This window comes from Candidatus Sodalis endolongispinus (genome assembly GCF_018777395.1).
Classification (GTDB): Bacteria; Pseudomonadota; Gammaproteobacteria; order Enterobacterales; family Enterobacteriaceae; genus Sodalis_B; species Sodalis_B endolongispinus.
Genome location: NZ_JAFJYC010000001.1, coordinates 509058 through 524809, shown reverse-complemented (window position 1 = coordinate 524809; position 15752 = coordinate 509058). Strand labels below are relative to the sequence as shown.

The 15752-nt window shown below is 57.2% G+C and carries 11 protein-coding genes, 1 tRNA gene and 6 pseudogenes; 11 read left to right on the top strand and 7 right to left on the bottom strand.

Annotation, left to right across the window (positions count from 1 at the left end; all coding sequences use genetic code 11):
- Nucleotides 1-6: 6 nt before the first annotated feature.
- From cydX to JZM24_RS02590, 10 genes and pseudogenes are all read left to right on the top strand, one after another.
- A complete protein-coding gene (gene cydX / locus JZM24_RS02635) occupies nucleotides 7-120 on the top strand; it encodes a cytochrome bd-I oxidase subunit CydX (protein ID WP_070108744.1) in 114 nt (37 codons plus the stop codon).
- Nucleotides 117-415, top strand: a pseudogene (gene ybgE / locus JZM24_RS02630) (cyd operon protein YbgE). Before cydX ends, ybgE begins: the two are co-directional and overlap by 4 nt.
- 132 nt (nucleotides 416-547) lie before the next feature.
- On the top strand, nucleotides 548-952 hold the full coding sequence (gene ybgC / locus JZM24_RS02625) for a tol-pal system-associated acyl-CoA thioesterase (RefSeq protein ID WP_215668462.1): 405 nt from the start codon (nucleotides 548-550) through the stop codon (nucleotides 950-952).
- A complete protein-coding gene (gene tolQ / locus JZM24_RS02620) occupies nucleotides 949-1635 on the top strand; it encodes a Tol-Pal system protein TolQ (RefSeq protein WP_215668461.1) in 687 nt (228 codons plus the stop codon). The genes ybgC and tolQ overlap by 4 nt, the downstream gene beginning before the upstream one ends.
- 15 nt (nucleotides 1636-1650) lie before the next feature.
- Entirely contained in the window at nucleotides 1651-2073 is a 423-nt protein-coding gene (tolR, locus tag JZM24_RS02615; protein WP_215668460.1) for a colicin uptake protein TolR, read from the top strand.
- Nucleotides 2074-2127: 54 nt separating this feature from the next.
- The gene (gene tolA, locus JZM24_RS02610) at nucleotides 2128-3186 is read left to right on the top strand and encodes a cell envelope integrity protein TolA (protein ID WP_215668459.1); all 1059 of its coding nucleotides are present in this window, start codon (nucleotides 2128-2130) and stop codon (nucleotides 3184-3186) included.
- Nucleotides 3187-3344: 158 nt separating this feature from the next.
- Entirely contained in the window at nucleotides 3345-4637 is a 1293-nt protein-coding gene (gene tolB / locus JZM24_RS02605; RefSeq protein WP_215668458.1) for a Tol-Pal system beta propeller repeat protein TolB, read from the top strand.
- Nucleotides 4638-4680: 43 nt separating this feature from the next.
- Nucleotides 4681-5199 (top strand): peptidoglycan-associated lipoprotein Pal, encoded by a 519-nt coding sequence (gene pal / locus JZM24_RS02600; RefSeq protein WP_215668457.1) that lies wholly within the window; start codon nucleotides 4681-4683, stop codon nucleotides 5197-5199.
- 9 nt (nucleotides 5200-5208) lie between these two features.
- Nucleotides 5209-5991 (top strand): annotated as a pseudogene (gene cpoB / locus JZM24_RS02595) (cell division protein CpoB).
- Nucleotides 5992-6168: 177 nt separating this feature from the next.
- Nucleotides 6169-6244 (top strand) — tRNA-Lys (locus tag JZM24_RS02590).
- A 31-nt stretch (nucleotides 6245-6275) separates the two neighbouring features.
- Here the strand turns inward: JZM24_RS02590 and JZM24_RS02585 are convergent.
- From JZM24_RS02585 to tamA, 4 genes and pseudogenes are all read right to left on the bottom strand, one after another.
- A pseudogene (locus tag JZM24_RS02585) lies at nucleotides 6276-6491 on the bottom strand (tyrosine-type recombinase/integrase); the annotation flags it as partial.
- 91 nt (nucleotides 6492-6582) lie between these two features.
- A pseudogene (locus tag JZM24_RS02580) lies at nucleotides 6583-6645 on the bottom strand (gamma-glutamylcyclotransferase family protein); the annotation flags it as partial.
- Nucleotides 6646-6647: 2 nt separating this feature from the next.
- Nucleotides 6648-10475, bottom strand: a complete 3828-nt coding sequence (gene tamB, locus JZM24_RS02575) for an autotransporter assembly complex protein TamB (protein ID WP_215668456.1) — start codon at nucleotides 10473-10475, stop codon at nucleotides 6648-6650.
- The gene (gene tamA, locus JZM24_RS02570; protein WP_215669976.1) at nucleotides 10472-12163 is read right to left on the bottom strand and encodes an autotransporter assembly complex protein TamA; all 1692 of its coding nucleotides are present in this window, start codon (nucleotides 12161-12163) and stop codon (nucleotides 10472-10474) included. Before tamA ends, tamB begins: the two co-directional genes overlap by 4 nt.
- 428 nt (nucleotides 12164-12591) lie before the next feature.
- Between tamA and JZM24_RS02565 the strand changes: the two are divergent.
- A pseudogene (locus JZM24_RS02565) lies at nucleotides 12592-13503 on the top strand (hemolysin family protein); the annotation flags it as partial.
- 29 nt (nucleotides 13504-13532) lie between these two features.
- On the opposite strand, the pseudogene JZM24_RS02560 reads toward JZM24_RS02565, so the two are convergent.
- From JZM24_RS02560 to JZM24_RS19070, 3 genes and pseudogenes are all read right to left on the bottom strand, one after another.
- Nucleotides 13533-14731 (bottom strand): annotated as a pseudogene (locus JZM24_RS02560) (IS3 family transposase).
- A gap of 83 nt (nucleotides 14732-14814) precedes the next feature.
- A complete protein-coding gene (locus JZM24_RS19075) occupies nucleotides 14815-15420 on the bottom strand; it encodes an NAD-dependent epimerase/dehydratase family protein (RefSeq protein WP_312884885.1) in 606 nt (201 codons plus the stop codon).
- A complete protein-coding gene (locus tag JZM24_RS19070) occupies nucleotides 15377-15745 on the bottom strand; it encodes an NAD-dependent epimerase/dehydratase family protein (protein WP_281418176.1) in 369 nt (122 codons plus the stop codon). Before JZM24_RS19070 ends, JZM24_RS19075 begins: the two co-directional genes overlap by 44 nt.
- Nucleotides 15746-15752 lie beyond the last annotated feature (7 nt).

Genomic DNA, 15752 nt, shown 5'->3' with positions numbered 1-15752 from the left:
TTAATTATGTGGTATTTCGCCTGGATTTTAGGAACGCTGCTGGCCTGTGCCTTCGGCATCATTACCGCGCTGGCCCTTGAGCATCTGGAAGATACCCGCGGTGAGGATGCCATGAAGTGACAGGGCGGGTTATCTCGTTTTTGTACGGTTTGACGGACAAGCGCCCCCTGAGGGCGCTTTCCCTCATCATGGCGCTGACGCTTGCGGCCTGCGTGTTCTGGTCGCCGTCCCGCTTCGCCGCCCGGACCAGTACGCTGTCATGGTGGCAGGGGATTGTGTCATTGTTTGGGCGGTTTGTGCCGGCGTGGTTCACGGCACCGGCTTTCGTCCGCGGCGGCTGCGCTGGCGTCTGGTTTTTCTGCCGTTGCCGGCGATGTTGGTGATGATCGCCGCCTTGCTTTACAGATTCTCTTAATAACTTTACGGTCCTTTAATCCCACAATGTAAGGGACCTAAAATATTTTCTTTCCCCCCGGCTTACCCATTTCCAACGTGTTAGGTCTTGCGTATAGTAATCACCGTTGTTTTTGCGTTGTTGGACGGTGGAGTGAGTATTTCTTTTTTCCAATGGCCGGTTCGCGTCTATTACGAAGATACCGACGCCGGTGGCGTGGTTTACCATGCCAGATATGTCGCCTTCTATGAACGCGCGCGCACAGAAATGCTTCGTCAGCATAATTTCCATCAGCACGCGCTCATGCAGGCGAACGTGGCTTTCGTGGTGCGGCGCATGGCGGTGGAGTATTTTGCGCCTGCGCGCCTGGACGATTTACTGCAAGTGGAAAGCGAAATCGTCTCCCTCAAGCGCGCCTCTCTGACCTTTGCACAACGCATCCTGAATGCTGACGGACAGTTGCTCAGCCAGGCGGATGTCGTGATCGCATGTGTCGATCTACAGCAATTGAAGCCGATTGCGCTTCCTACGTCTTTTGTCGCGGAGTTCAAGCAGTGACTGACATGAATATCTTTGATCTGTTCCTGAAAGCGGGCTTTCTGGTCAAACTGATCATGCTGATTTTGATAGGCTTTTCCATTGCGTCCTGGGCGATCATTATCCAGCGTTCCCGTATCCTGAGCTCCGCCGCGCGTGAAGCGGAAGCCTTTGAGGATAAATTCTGGTCCGGTATTGAATTATCGCGCCTGTATCAGGAAAGCCTGACGCGCCGCGACAACCTGAGCGGCTCTGAGCAAATTTTTTACGCCGGCTTTAAAGAGTTCGCGCGCCTGCACCGCGCCAATAACCACGCTCCTGAAGCGGTGGTAGAGGGCGCCTCGCGCGCTATGCGTATCTCAATGAATCGAGAACTGGAAGCGCTGGAAACCCATATCCCGTTTCTTGGCACCGTGGGCTCTATCAGCCCGTACATCGGCCTATTCGGTACCGTGTGGGGCATCATGCACGCGTTCATCGGACTGGGTGCCGTGAAGCAGGCTACGCTGCAGATGGTCGCGCCGGGGATAGCCGAAGCGCTTATCGCCACCGCGATCGGTCTGTTTGCCGCCATTCCCGCGGTCATGGCCTTCAATCGCCTGAGCCTGCGGGTCAACAAGCTTGAGCAGAACTACGACAACTTTACCGAAGAGTTCATCGCCATCCTGCACCGTCAGGCTTTCGCCAGCGATAGCGCCAAGTAAGCAGGAGGGGTAATCATGGCCAGAAGACGCTCGCGCAGAGAAATAAAGTCCGAGATTAACATTGTCCCCTTGCTCGATGTGCTGCTGGTGCTGGTGTTAATCTTTATGGCGACGGCGCCGATTATTACCCAGAGCGTCGAGGTGGATTTGCCCGACGCGACCGACTTCAAAACCGTCGGCATCGATGATAATCTACCGGTAATCGTCGAGGTTTCCGGCATCGGCCAGTACAGTCTGGTGGCCGATCATCAACGTCAGGAGCAGTTGCCATCCGAACAGGTAGTTTCTGAAGCGCGCGCCCGCATCACCGCCAATCCCAAGACGGTGTTTCTGATAGGCGGCGCCAAGGACGTGCCTTATGATGAGATAATCAAGGCGCTGAACTTATTGCATCAGGCCGGCGTGAAGTCGGTCGGTCTGATGACGCAGCCTATCTGACGGTCGGCTCGTGATGCGTACTATTTCCGGTCAACCCCATTTTGGGAATCGATTGTGTTGAAGGTTACCGAACATAACGACAAGCTTAAACGTGCCATTATTCTGTCGATTGCGCTGCATTGCGTTCTGATCGCCGTATTGATCTGGAGCTCGATCCATCAGCCGCAAGAGACCAGCGCGGGCGGCGGCGGGTCGTCTATTGATGCCGTGATGGTCGACCCCGGCGCCGTGGTGCAACAATATAACCGTCAGCAGCAGCAAACCGATGCGCAGCGGGCGCAGCAGCAGCGCGATAAGCAGGCCCAACAGCAGGCAGAAGAGCTTCAGCAAAAGCAAGTGGCTGAGCAGCAGCGCCTGAAAGCGCTGGAGAAACAGCGGTTAGAGGCGCAGGAAGCAGCCGAAGCGCAACAGCGCCAGCAGGCTGAGCAGCAAAAACAGGCCCAAGAGGCGGCTAAACAGGCCCAAGCGCAGCAAAAACAAGCTGAGGCCGCTGCGGCACAGGCCAAAGCGGAAGCGGCGGCGCAGGTGAAAGCCGCGGCCGCGGCGAAACAGCAGGCGGAAGCGGAGGCGAAGAAGGCCGCAGCTGACGCGAAGAAACAGGCGGAGGCGGAGGCGAAGCAGGCCGCCGCGGCGGCGCAGGCTAAAGCCGAAGCCGATGCGAAAGCCAAGGCCGATCAGGCGGCCAAAGAGAAAGCCGCCGCCGAGGCAAAGCAAAAAGCCGCCGCCGCCGCCAAACAATCCAGCGAGGTGGACGATTTGCTGGGTGGGCTGACCGACGCTAAAAACGCGCCCAAATCCGGCGGCGCCCCCGCCGGGACTGGCAACAGTAAGCTGAGCGGCGCCACCGGTTCGGAAATCAATGGCTATCTGGCTCAGGTGCGCCAGGCTATCAGCAATAAGTTTTACGATGCGTCTAACTACAGCGGTAAAACCTGCATTTTGCGCATCAAACTGGCGCCAGATGGCATGCTGATTTCGGTCAGTTCTGACGGTGGCGATCCGGCGCTGTGTCAGGCGGCGGTCTCCGCGGCGAAGCTGGCGGCGATCCCCCGGCCGCCCAGTCCGAAGGTGTATGATGCAGTGAAAAACGCGACGCTTGACTTTAAACCTTAGTAAAGCCATTTAGCGAAATGCAATGGTTATCAAATAGTCCTGTTTGGGTTTAAGATTTATACTATGTTGTCTAATGGGAAGATGTAGTGTTGTTTAACCCGACAAGTTTACAATTCTGCAATTGCGACCGGCGCCCTGGCGTCGGTTTGGGAGATGAAATGAAGCAGGCATTTCGAGTAGCGTTAGGTTTTTTCCTTTTATGGGCTTCCGTGCTGCATGCGGAAGTGCGTATTGAAATCACCCAAGGGGTGGATACGGCCCGGCCGATAGGCGTAGTACCGTTTAAATGGGCGGGACCGGGTGCCGCGCCTGAATATATTGGCGGCATAGTCGCCGCCGACCTGCGTAACAGCGGCAAATTTAACCCGCTAGACACCTCTCGCTTGCCGCAGCAGCCGACCACTGCCTCGGAAGTGACGCCGGCTGCCTGGACGGCGCTTGGCATCGACGCCGTGGTGGTGGGGCAGGTACAGCCGAGCGCCGACGGCAGCTACGTGGTGTCTTATCAATTGGTGGACACCTCCGGCAACCCGGGCGCTGTCCTGGCGCAAAATCAGGTCAAGGTGGCGCGCAAATGGCTGCGTTATGCCGCCCACACCGCCAGCGATGAAACCTTTGAAAAGCTCACGGGCATCAAGGGCGCCTTCCGTACCCGTATTGCCTACGTCGTGCAGACCAACGGCGGTCAGTACCCATATGAACTGCGCGTCGCGGATTATGACGGCTTTAATCAGACGCCGGTACACCGTTCGCCGCAGCCGCTGATGTCGCCGGCCTGGTCCCCCGACGGCAGCAAGCTTGCCTATGTCACCTTTGATAGCGGCCGCTCGGCGCTGGTCATTCAGACGCTGGACAGCGGCGCTATTCGCCAGGTTGCCAGTTTCCCGCAGCACAACGGCGCGCCGGCATTTTCGCCGGACGGCAGCAAACTGGCCTTTGTACTGTCGAAGACCGGCAACATGAATTTGTACGTGATGGACTTAGGCTCGGGCCAAGTGCGTCAGGTGACCGAAGGTCGCAGCAATAATACGGAACCGAGCTGGTTCCCGGACAGTCAGACGCTGGCGTATACTTCCGACCAGGGCGGTCGTCCCCAAGTGTATAAAACTAATATTAATGGCGGTACGCCGCAGCGCCTGTCCTGGGAGGGTTCCCAGAACCAGAATGCGGACGTTAGCCCGGACGGCAAGTTCCTGGTTATGGTCAGCACCAACAACGGCGCGCAGCATATCGCTAAACTGGATCTGGCAACGAACGCCGTCCAAGTATTGACGGACACGTTCCTGGATGAGACGCCTAGCGTCGCTCCCAATGGCACAATGGTTATCTACAGCGCTACGCAAGGGCTGGGTTCCGTGTTACAGCTGGTCTCGACTGATGGGCGTTTCAAAGCGCGTCTTCCGGCAACTGATGGACAGGTCAAGAATCCTGCCTGGTCGCCGTATCTGTGATGCATGTGTAAATATGTATGGCAAACTATAAAAGGAATATGAGATGCAACTGAACAAAGTGCTGAAAGGGCTGATGTTGGCGGTGCCGGTGATAGCGATCGCCGCATGTAGTTCTCACAAAAGCGCCAATAATGGCGACGAATCTGCCATGGGCGCCGGTGCTGGCACTGGCATGGACATGAACGACAACAACGGCTCTTCCGACGAGCAGGCTCGTCTGCAGATGCAGGAGCTCCAGCGCAACAATATCGTTTACTTCGATTTGGACAAGTACGATATCCGCTCTGATTTCGCTCATATGCTTGACGCACACGCTAATTTCCTGCGCAGCAACCCGTCTTACAAAGTGACCGTTGAAGGCCATGCAGACGAACGCGGTACGCCGGAATACAACATCGCCCTGGGCGAACGCCGTGCCAATGCCGTGAAGATGTATCTTCAGGGTAAAGGTGTTTCCGCCGATCAAATCGCTATCGTATCTTACGGTAAAGAGAAACCGGCCGTACTGGGCCACGACGAATCGGCTTACGCCAAAAACCGTCGTGCCGTACTGGTATACTAAGAGACTGGTATGAGCAATAACTTCAGGCCTTATCTGTTGAGTCTGTCGTTATTGGTTGGCGTAGCGGCCCCATGGGTCGCTACCGCCCAAGCGCCAATCAGTAATGCCGGCTCCGGCTCGGTGGAAGACCGGGTCACTCAACTTGAGCGTATTTCCAATGCGCACAGCCAGCTGCTAACCCAGCTTCAGCAACAGCTCGCCGATAATCAGCGCGATATCGACTCGCTGCGCGGCCAGATTCAGGAAAACCAATACCAACTGTCGCAGGTCGTCGAGCGACAGAAACAGATTTATCAGCAGATGGACAGCCTTTCCAGTCAGACGCCAGCTGCGGCTGCCGACGGCCAACCTCAGGCGTCCACCTCCGCCGGCGGTGCTCAGAGCGCGGCGCCTGCCGCCAATGCCACGACCAGCGGCTCAGACGCCAACACCGACTATAACCAAGCGGTGGCGCTGGTGCTGGAAAAAACAGTACGACCAGGCGATTAGCGCATTCCAAAGCTTTGTGAAGCGTTACCCCGATTCGACCTATCAGCCCAACGCCAATTATTGGCTGGGGCAGCTTAATTATAATCAGGGTAAAAAAGACGATGCGGCCTATTATTTCGCTCTGGTGGTGAAAAAACATCCAAAATCACCCAAAGCCCCCGCGATGAGCTGCTCAAGGTGGGCGTCATCATGCAGGAAAAAGGCCAGAAAGATAAAGCCCGGGCGGTTTATCAGCAGGTGGGCAAACTGTACCCCAGCGCCGAGGCGGCTAAACAGGCGCAAAAACGGCTCGCCGGGCTGTAATAGCGACGCGTTTGAACGGGGCAGGAGGGCGTGAAATGGGCCAGAATGCTCGAAGATCAGGCAGTTGGCCGCGTTTGGACTAATTAAAGGTTGCGTCAAACTTTTTAATAAGTAATATATTCCGCCGTTGCCCGGGGAAAGCTGATTTCCTCTGGCTGCGGGTGTAAACGGGTATCGGGGTCGTTAGCTTAGTTGGTAGAGCAGTTGACTTTTAATCAATTGGTCACAGGTTCGAATCCTGTACGACCCACCAATTAAAACAAGGAGTTACAGTTGATGACATCTTATGTAACTTCCTTAAGCGTCATATTAGTGACATGAAATCCGAGTATGACATTAATGTTTTTAGCGTGTTTCTTCAATTGTGCAGGGGATAAGTGAGCATACCTTTTTACCATTTGGATACTTTCCCATCCCCCCATTTCTTGCAATGCTGGTAGAGGTACACCAGACTGGATTAACCAACTCGCCCAAGTATGCCTCAGATCATGAAATCGAAAGCTGATTTAGCCCCCTGAAACACTAGACAGTAGCTGTATCTCTTAATCTGGAGATACAGCTACTGTCTGGTGTTTCAGGGGGCTAAATCACGTTCGTCATCCAATGACTGTTTCCCTGTTTGCGTCGCAGACTACCGTAAACAATTATTCGCATGGTTAAAACTCAAACCGATAGAGCAAGTCTAGCGCCTGATTAAGACCAGACACGGCTTCCAGATAAAGTTTCGGCATTAAACGATAACGCAGCGTTAACGTCGCCAGTGAATCAAAAATACCCACACCGTATTTAACCTGCAGACCGGGCGCGATATAACCGCTGACCACCACCTGAGAGCTGTCGCCAACCCCCTGGGTATCCAACGCCAGATCGCTTACCCCGAATGCTTGTCCGATTTTACCCACAACTTGCCCGCTTTGCGCAACCCCCATGCCAATTAACATCGATGTCATCATATTGCTGTCGGCGCCGGAGGCGTCCAGACCCTGTCCGCGCAGTAAACAAGACAGCGCCTCCTGCTGGGATTTGACCGGATCGGAAAACACTTCCACTTTCGGCTGATCGGCCAATCCAGTTACCCGGACCCCTGCCGTAACATCATCTTCGGTGGAATCCGGATTGCGGATAGCTTCGATGTTCAGGTAAGGCTGATCGACCGGGCCGGAGAACAGCAGTTGGCCTTTGTTAACAATCAAATCCTGCCCGTAGGCGTGGAAACGGCCGGAGGGAATATCGATTTGCCCGTTAAGTCCCAGCCCTTGTTTATCCTGCGCCACTTTCAAATCGCCCGTCAGCCTGGCCTTCAGGCCAAAAGCGTCAATGCGCACATCCGGGCCGACGTGAACCAGCAGATTTGAGCTAATCGGGATCGCGGCGCCGCCGGCGCTGTCGGGTACCGGTTGCAGGTTGTCGTCCAGCAGCACCTCATCGCTGGAGACGCCGACCGCGCTTTGCGGCATATCTTTCACCTCGATACGCGCCCAGGGGATATCGACCTTACCGTTAAGGGCGAACAGCGTCGGCGTGGCCTCAAACACAATATCCGGCGACATATCCAGCCGCACCATCGGCGGTACGGTGATGCGCACCCGGCTGCCCTGCGCGTTAATGCGCGCGCGCCAGGCTTCCATCCTGCTCCAGTCGGCGTCGCCGGTCAGGTTGAGCTGGCCATGGGTGGTACCGATGAGGCCCTGCAGCGCGGAGCGGGTACCGGCGAAGGAGAGCGCCAGCCGGCTGTCGGTCATGGCAAAAGGCATGAAAGTACCTTTGATCACCAGACGCTCCAGCCCCAGCTGACCGTAAAGCTGTGGCCGCTGCACATCCCCGCCGAGACGCAGCGCGGCGTTAACCAGTCCATCGACGCTTTCACCCCGCGACAGCAGCGGTTTCAACAGCGCCAGCGAAAGATTATTGATATTGACGTTGCCGGACAGCCCGCGCCGGCTCTGAGGGTCCGCGACCTGCACCTGACCGTTGAACTGGCCGTTGCCGGCAATTTTCATCAACCAGTCCAGACGCGCCAGCCCCTTATCCAGCGCGGCATTGAGCGTCAGCGTCTCAAAGTCTACCGGTAGCGTCTTGCCCTGCACGGTCTGGCTGACCTTCACGCCGCTGCCCACCAGCGCCACTTTACCCTGCGGCAAACCGCCGCCCGCGGTCCAGCGTATATCGGCCCGGCCGGTGAAAACGCCGCTGGCCTGCGTCTCTGCCGGCAGCATCGGTTTCAGCATCGCCAGGTCAAAGCGGTTTAGCAGCACGCTCGCCTGCCCGGAGTCGCCGAGGTCAATATTCTGCGGCGCACAGATCTGCGCATTCGGGTTTTGCCAGCAGTGCGGGCCCATGACCAGATTTTGCGTTGCGGCCCGATAATCCAGCGTCATGGCCCGCGTTAGCCGCCACTCCCCCACCGGCGTATCAAAACGGGTTTGGCTCAGCGTACCTTGCCAACGTTGCTGCTGCCGGTCGAAGCTGCCGTTCAGCTGTAGTTGGCCGGCCACCGGCTCGCCATGCATCGCCAGCTTCAATTGATGCTGCTTTTCATCGCCGGTCGCGTCCAGGGTCAATTGCGCGATGGACAGCGCCCCCTGCTGCAGGCGATCCATCCGCAACCGCACGTCGCCGCGGACGATATCGCTGGAGCGCACATCCCCCTGTAGTGCGATACGCGCAATGCTCATTTCCCCCCAGCGCAGCGCATGCGCGTCGAGATCCATCAGCAATTGCGGCGCCTGCAGATTACCGTGCAGCTTGATATTCCCCGCTGCCCGACCGCCCAGGCCAGGCAGCGCACCGTTCAGCGCCGGCGCGTTGAGCACGGCGTCCAGCGCGAAGGCCTCGTTCAGCTCGCCTTTCACGTTCAATTGGTTGCGCCCCAGTGCCAGCAGCAGCTGCGGCACCTGCCATTGACCTGCGGCGTTACCGCGCAGCGATCCTTTGGCGGTCAACGCGTTCTGGCGAATTTGACCGTGCAGATCCAACTCAGGCACCTGTAATTGCCAGTTGCCACCGTACAGGCTGCCGAGGCTGGTGATTTTCCCCTCCACCCGCGCCGGCCAGTCCGGCCACTGGCGGGCGGTATTGATACCGCTTAACGCCAGCTCACTGCGCCAGCTTATAGCGCGTTGCCAGTCCACGACCGCGCTCAGGTCAGTGTTGCCCTGCAGCGCCGCCAGCCGCAGGCGCGACAGCGTAAAGCCGTCGGTGTTGCCCTTGGCGTCCATAGTCATATCCGCCGGCGGCAGTCCCTCGCCGCTGAGCGCCGCTTTCAGCGCCAGCCGGTAATCCCGCGCTTCGCCATCCAGCCGTAAGGCCACGCCTCGCGCCTGATATTGCGGTGTGCCGGTTAACGGCCATTGCAGGGACTGGCTATCGAACGTCAACGTCAGCGGCAGACCCGCCTGCGCCAGTTGCGTCTTCAGAGCCAGTTGCGCGGAGAGCGGGCCGGACAGATTGAGCGCGGCGCGCAGCTCGTCGCGTAACTCGCCGTCCACCGCAAGTTTGATTTTTTCGCCTTTCAGCGGCGCGCTATTCAAGATGGTGTTGACCGTCATCGCCACCGGCCAGCGCCCGCTCAGCTCGGCATGGCCGGAAGCATTTAGCAACCCCTGGGGCGAGTCGATATCCAGCAGCGTCAGCTCAGCGTGTTGATCCTGGGTTGCCGCCTGCAGGCGTAAACGGGTAATAAGCAGATTGGCGTCGCCGGTCAGGCGCAAATTTTCCCCGTCAACGCTCGCCAGCGTCAGATTCAGCGGCAGGGTAAACGGCGGCAATAACGGCTTGGCGAACAGGGCGCGCAACGTCTCGGCCAACGGCGGCTCGGCACGAATCGCCGCCCGCGCCGACTCTTCGTCGGCGCGTTTTTGCGCCGGGGTGCGCATGTCGGGTTTTATCGCCTGCACGGCGGCGGTGGCCGCTTTATCCGCCACTAACTGCGCCTCCGTCGGCAGCGCCACCAAAAGACCGGCGATGCGCGTCGGCGTCACCGTCAGGCTGTTGCCCTCAAACTGGAAGCCGGTAGTGAACTCGTCAAGGGCGATGCGGGTGTTATCCACCTTGACCTGGACATTCTCCAGCGCCAGACGGCGCAGGAGAAGCGGGTAAGGTGTGGACACGGGGCCGCCGTCCGACGCCTCCTGCGCGGCGGGCGCCGGCGGGCCCAGTTCGGTGGTGTTCACGCCGACCATCACACCGCGCAGGGCGAGATCATTGATGCACAATTGGCGCTGGCGTAAGCAGCTGAAATCCAGCGCCAAATGGAATTCGCCGGCGCCGACCGTCACCCCAGGCATCTGGTAACGCAGCTGTTTAATGGTCAGATCGCGCCAGCCGCCGCTGACCGAGGCCATTTCTAACCCCGGCACCCAGCGGGCCGCGCCGTTCAGCAACAGGTGCAAGCCGCTGGTGGTGCCGATGAGATAGGCAATCGCGCCCAGCAGCACTACCAGCAGCAGCACAACGCTCAGGCAAATTTTCTTAACAAGGCTCATAATTCCGGCCCCAGTCCAATGTAAAATTGCACGCCGTGCTCATGTTCATCCGCGACCGGGGCGGCAATGTCCAATTTGATGGGGCCGACGGGCGACTGCCAGCGCACGCCGACGCCGGCGCCGGTTTTGATGTTGCTTTCTCTGATGTCATTGACCGCCTCGCCGCTGTCGACAAACACCGCGCCCCACCATTTGCCGGTGACGTTATATTGATACTCAAGCGACCCGGTCGCCAATTTAGAGGCGCCGGTCAGTTTGCCGTCATCGTCCCGCGGCGACAGGGATTTGTATTTATAGCCGCGGATACTGCGATCGCCGCCGGCAAAAAAGCGCAGCGACGGTGGGACGCGTTCAAAATCATTGGTTTCAATCCAGCCTAGATTGCCGCGGGCCACAAAACGGTGTTTTTCCGCCAGCGTGCGGATCCAGACGTTTTTCGCCTGCAAAATGACGAAGTCGATATCCGATCCCCACAGGGTATTGGACACATCGACGGAATAGCGCTGGCTATCGCCCCAGGTCGGCATCAAGCCGCCGCGCTGGCGGGTGCGGTTGATACTGACGCCGGGGTAAATAAGCATGGTGGTATCGGTGACGTTGGCCTGGGTAAAGTGATCCAGGCTCCAGCGCAGATTGACGGCCCGCTGCCAGCCGCTGGACAGATCCCAATAGCGCGCCACATTTAACGTGGTGGAATCCGCCTGAGTATCGTTAAGATCCTCGCGCTTAAAGCAGCCCTGCAGGAGATAATATTGCTCCAGGGGGTCTTTGAGCAGCGGGATTTTATAGCTGACATCGGCCGATTGCTCCGGCGCCGACAGGCTCAGGCTGGTCTGCAAGCTGTGCCCGCGGGAATTGAGCCAGGGTTTACTCCAAGTGGTCTTCACCCGCGGCCCCACGTCGGTCGCGTAGCCGACGCCGGTCTCGATGCTGTTGCGGGTGCGCGGCGTCACCACCGCGTCCAGCAGCAAGGTTTTACTCTGTATGCCGCTGGCAAAATCCGGCGAAATGACCACCGAATTAAACCAGTTGGTGGCAGCCAACCGGCGGTTAAGCTCCGCCAGCGATTCGGCGCTGTAGGGCTCCCCCTCGCGCACTTTGGCGATGTTTTGCAAATAATCTTCGCGAATTTGCGCGCCGTGGAAACGCACTTTGCCAAAGCGATAACGCTGACCGCTGTCAAAGTCGATATCCCAGTAGGCCTCATAACGCGCCGGCGCAACGCCCAATTGGCTTTTACGGAATTCGGCGTCGAAATACCCCTTGCGCAACGCCAGGCTGGAAAAGCCGTTTTTAAACCTGTCGTAAGCACCGTGGTTTAATACGGTGCCCGGCGCGGGTTTGCCGTTGGCGACCCACTGCCGATAATCAGTATCCTGCCGCGCTTCGCCGCGCAAGATGACATTGACGCCGGCGATTTTCACCGGCTTGCCCGGGGTGATGCGGGCAATAAGCACATCTCGCCCGCCGTTCACCGCCGGCTTGAAAACGAAATCGATGGTGGGCGAATAATACCCTAGCGCCCGCAGACCTTCGCGTACCGCGTTATCTACCCGGCTCTGGAAACGCGCATCGGCGGTCACCTCGTCCGTCCCAATGGTCGACAGGCGCGCACGCACATTGCGCTGCAGGTCGCCGCTAAGCCCCTCCACCGGCAGGCGGACGCTGGCGCTGTGGGCCTGCGGCATCAGCAATAGCGCGCAGAAGAGCAAGGACTTTCGGCCATGCCATGTTTTCACGCTGATGACCTCTGTGTAATTCTTTCCTGGCAAAGTCTCTCCATCCGCAACGAATCAGCGTTGATGCTATTATTAGCAGACTCAACAGTCCATTGGCAAAACCGCCGGACCTGGCCTTGCGCGTACGTGTCCACCTCGCCGCCTGGCGTTAGATGGCGCTTACTCACCTATTGCTAAGGTGACCAACCCTCTCTAGTTCACGGTGAGATTATTCACTGAAAAACCGATTTATCTTCACAGCATCATGTAATATTGCGCTTTATTGTCGGTAAAGCGTGCAGGTTAAACAACCCTTGACCGAGTATTTCGCTGGCATTTGTTTAAAGAGGAGTTACGGATGGCGCACAATTTCGCCAAAACCACGCGCATTACGCAGGTTCGCCACGGTATTCGCGCACTTTATGTCCCCCGAGCTGGCGGAGCAACTGAGCTTTATCTGCTCGTTCTCGCTGGTGACCGGCATGTTTATTTTGTTCGCCGATTTGACCACGAAACGCATCGCGTTGATCTCCCAGGAAATTTATGCCGTTAAGATTATCAACCCAATGCGCTTCTGCCTGCTGGTGTTCCGTCCGCTGGTCTGGCTGTTCAACGGTCTGTCCAACGTCATTTTCAAAATGTTGAAACTGCCAATGGTGCGCAAAGACGACATTACCTCCGACGATATTTATGCGGTGGTCGAGGCCGGCGCGCTGGCCGGCGTGTTACGCAAGCAAGAGCATGAACTTATCAAAAACGTCTTTGAGCTCGAATCGCGCACCGTGCCTTCCTCGATGACCTCGCGTGAAAATATCATTTATTTCGATTTGCGCGAAACCGAGGACAGCATTAAAGAGAAAATAGCTACCCATCCCCATTCTAAATTTCTGGTGTGCGACGCCACCATAGACCACATCGTCGGTTATGTCGACTCGAAGGACTTGCTCAACCGCGTCCTGGGCAATCAAAGCCTGGCGCTCAACAGCGGCGTGCAGATCCGCTCGGCGCTGATCGTACCGGATACGCTGACGCTTTCCGAAGCGTTGGAAAGTTTCAAAACCGCCGGCGAGGATTTCGCGGTCATTTTAAACGAATATGCACTGGTCGTCGGCATCATCACCCTGAACGATGTGATGACCACCCTGATGGGGGATTTAGTGGGCCAGGGGCTGGAGGAGCAGATCGTCGCCCGCGATGAGAACTCCTGGCTGATTGAGGGTGGCACCCCGATTGATGATGTCATGCGGGTGCTGCACATTGATGAATTTCCTCAATCCGGCAATTACGAAACTATCGGCGGCTTGATCTTGCCCCGCCATCTCCGTACAGCTTTTGTATCTTAAGTTAACGAAGCCCGCTGCCGCCGGTATTCTCTCGGAGAGTGATATCCCAGCGCGCTGTGCGGATGGTTTTCATTGTAATGCGTGAACGCTGCTGCAAGGTTTCGCAGGGCTGTTCTCGCATCCGGTTTTGGCATGAACTCGATATAGTCTTCCTTCATCGTCTTCACGAACCGTTCGGCCATGCCATTGCTCTGCGGGCTGCTCACCGCTGTTGTGCAGGGCTCCAGATCCAGTTCTCTGGCGAACCTCTGCGTTTCATGCGCGGTATACGCTGAACCGTTGTCCGTCAACCACTGCACCGCTGTATCGGGTAACCTGTCGCCGAAGCGCTTTTCTACCGACCTCAGCATCACATCCTGCACGGTCGAACTGTCGTAGCCTACAGTGCTCGCAGCCCAGTCTATGGCCTCTCTGTCGCAGCAGTCCAGTGCGAACGTGACCCGCAGTTTTTCACCGTTGTCGCAGCCGAACTCGAAGCCATCTGAACACCAGCGCATATCGCTTTCTGCCACCGCGATCCTGCCCTTATGCTCACGCCTCGGCCGCTCTGGTTTTCAATGTAATAACAGCAGGTTATGCTCACACATGATCCTGTAAAGTCGTTTCGCATTTACCGGCGGCAGTCCCTCTGCGCGACGTTGTTTACGCAGGATGCCCCACACCCGCCGATAGCCGTAGCTGGGCATATCGCTGATGATGTCGAGGATGTCCGACAGTATTTCAGCGTCTGCTTCGTCATTACGCCGGTTACAGCGCCTGTCCTGCCAGTCGGCAGAACGCTTAATCCGCAGTGACAGCGGCGCACGCGACCCGCTCATGGCGCGGCTGACCTGTGCTATTCCCCGGCCTTTGGCAACAAGGGCGCGTGCGCTATCCATTTTCGTGACTGGCCGTACTCCACGGCTTCTTTTAGGATCTCAACCTCCATCGTCTTCTTACCCAGAAGGCGCTGGAGCTCCCGGACCTGCTTCAATGCAGCTGCAAGCTCAGAGGCAGGAACAACGTCCTCCCCGGCAGTGAGGCTGCCTTCCTGATATTGCTTTTTCCACTTAAACAGCAGGCTGGGCTGGATACCGTGCAGTCGTGCGAGATGGGAGACATTCATGCCGGGCTCCATCCTCTGCTGAATAATGGCCATTTTTTCCTGAGGAGTTTTACGTTTACGGACTTCTTGACCTAACAGGATCCCGGTCATATCAAAATTGGCGTTAGTGTTAGACATATATTCAAGCCTATCTCTTATCTGGAGATACAGCTACTGTCTGGTGTTTCAGGGGGCTAAATCACAATATTTATCCGATGCCAGTCGACGGTTTTCGCGATGGCATCATTAAGGTTGTACGAGGGGTGAAAGCCGAGGGCGCGCAGCCGGCTGATATCGACACTTCGATTGGCGACACCTATCGGCGCGTCGGCGTCCAAGACGATATTCAGGCGGGATTGATAGCAGAGGTTAATTGCCGATACCACCTGCGCCAGGGTAGATTCGCAGCCGCTGGCAATATTAACCATACCGCTGCCGTGCAGAAAAGTGTGCAACGCCGCCGCGCCGTCCTCTTCGCTGAACATGAAATCGCGGCTGGTTTCCGGCCGCCCCCATACATGGAGGCAGCGATCCTCTCGCCGCCAGCTGGCGGCGGCTTTTTCAATCAACGAGGGGATTACATGGCCGCAGTGGATATCGAAGCGGTCATTAGGGCCGAACAGGTTAGTAAAAATACCGTAGCAGTAATCGATATCGTATTCCCGGCGCAGGATTTCCAAATAGCCCAGCGCATGGCGTTTTGCCATACCATAACCATATTCCCCGGCGTGAGGCGCCCCGGTAAAGAAGTACGGCTCAGTTAACGGCAACGCGTGGTATGGATAGCCATAGCCGGCCACGGTACTGGCAAAAAAAAAAGATTTTGCGTACCGGATATCGCTGACAGGCGAGAAGCAAATGCTGGTTGATCAACGTATTGGTCGCGATAGCGTTTAGCTGGTTTTCCATGTTGCCCTGCAGGCCGAACACCAGCGAGGCAAGATGGAAAACGTAGTGCGAGCGATGATGAGCAAAGAAACCGTCCACCTGTTGCGTGTCTAGCGCGTTTAATTCCTGGCGGGTCGGACAAAGGAGATGGCGATAACCCTGCGCCTGCAGAGCACGTCGCAGGCCGTGTCCCAAAACGCCATTGGCGCCGGTAATGATGTTAGCGTCCAGTTCCATCGTCGAC

Excerpts from the sequence above, each read along its gene's own strand:
- cydX (WP_070108744.1), top strand. The coding sequence starts at position 7 with ATGTGGTATTTCGCCTGGATTTTAGGAACGCTGCTGGCCTGTGCCTTC.
- tolR (WP_215668460.1), top strand. The coding sequence starts at position 1,651 with ATGGCCAGAAGACGCTCGCGCAGAGAAATAAAGTCCGAGATTAACATT.
- tolB (WP_215668458.1), top strand. The coding sequence starts at position 3,345 with ATGAAGCAGGCATTTCGAGTAGCGTTAGGTTTTTTCCTTTTATGGGCT.
- pal (WP_215668457.1), top strand. The coding sequence starts at position 4,681 with ATGCAACTGAACAAAGTGCTGAAAGGGCTGATGTTGGCGGTGCCGGTG.
- tamB (WP_215668456.1), bottom strand. The coding sequence starts at position 10,475 with ATGAGCCTTGTTAAGAAAATTTGCCTGAGCGTTGTGCTGCTGCTGGTA.
- tamA (WP_215669976.1), bottom strand. The coding sequence starts at position 12,163 with ATGCCGCAGGCCCACAGCGCCAGCGTCCGCCTGCCGGTGGAGGGGCTT.
- JZM24_RS19070 (WP_281418176.1), bottom strand. The coding sequence starts at position 15,745 with ATGGAACTGGACGCTAACATCATTACCGGCGCCAATGGCGTTTTGGGA.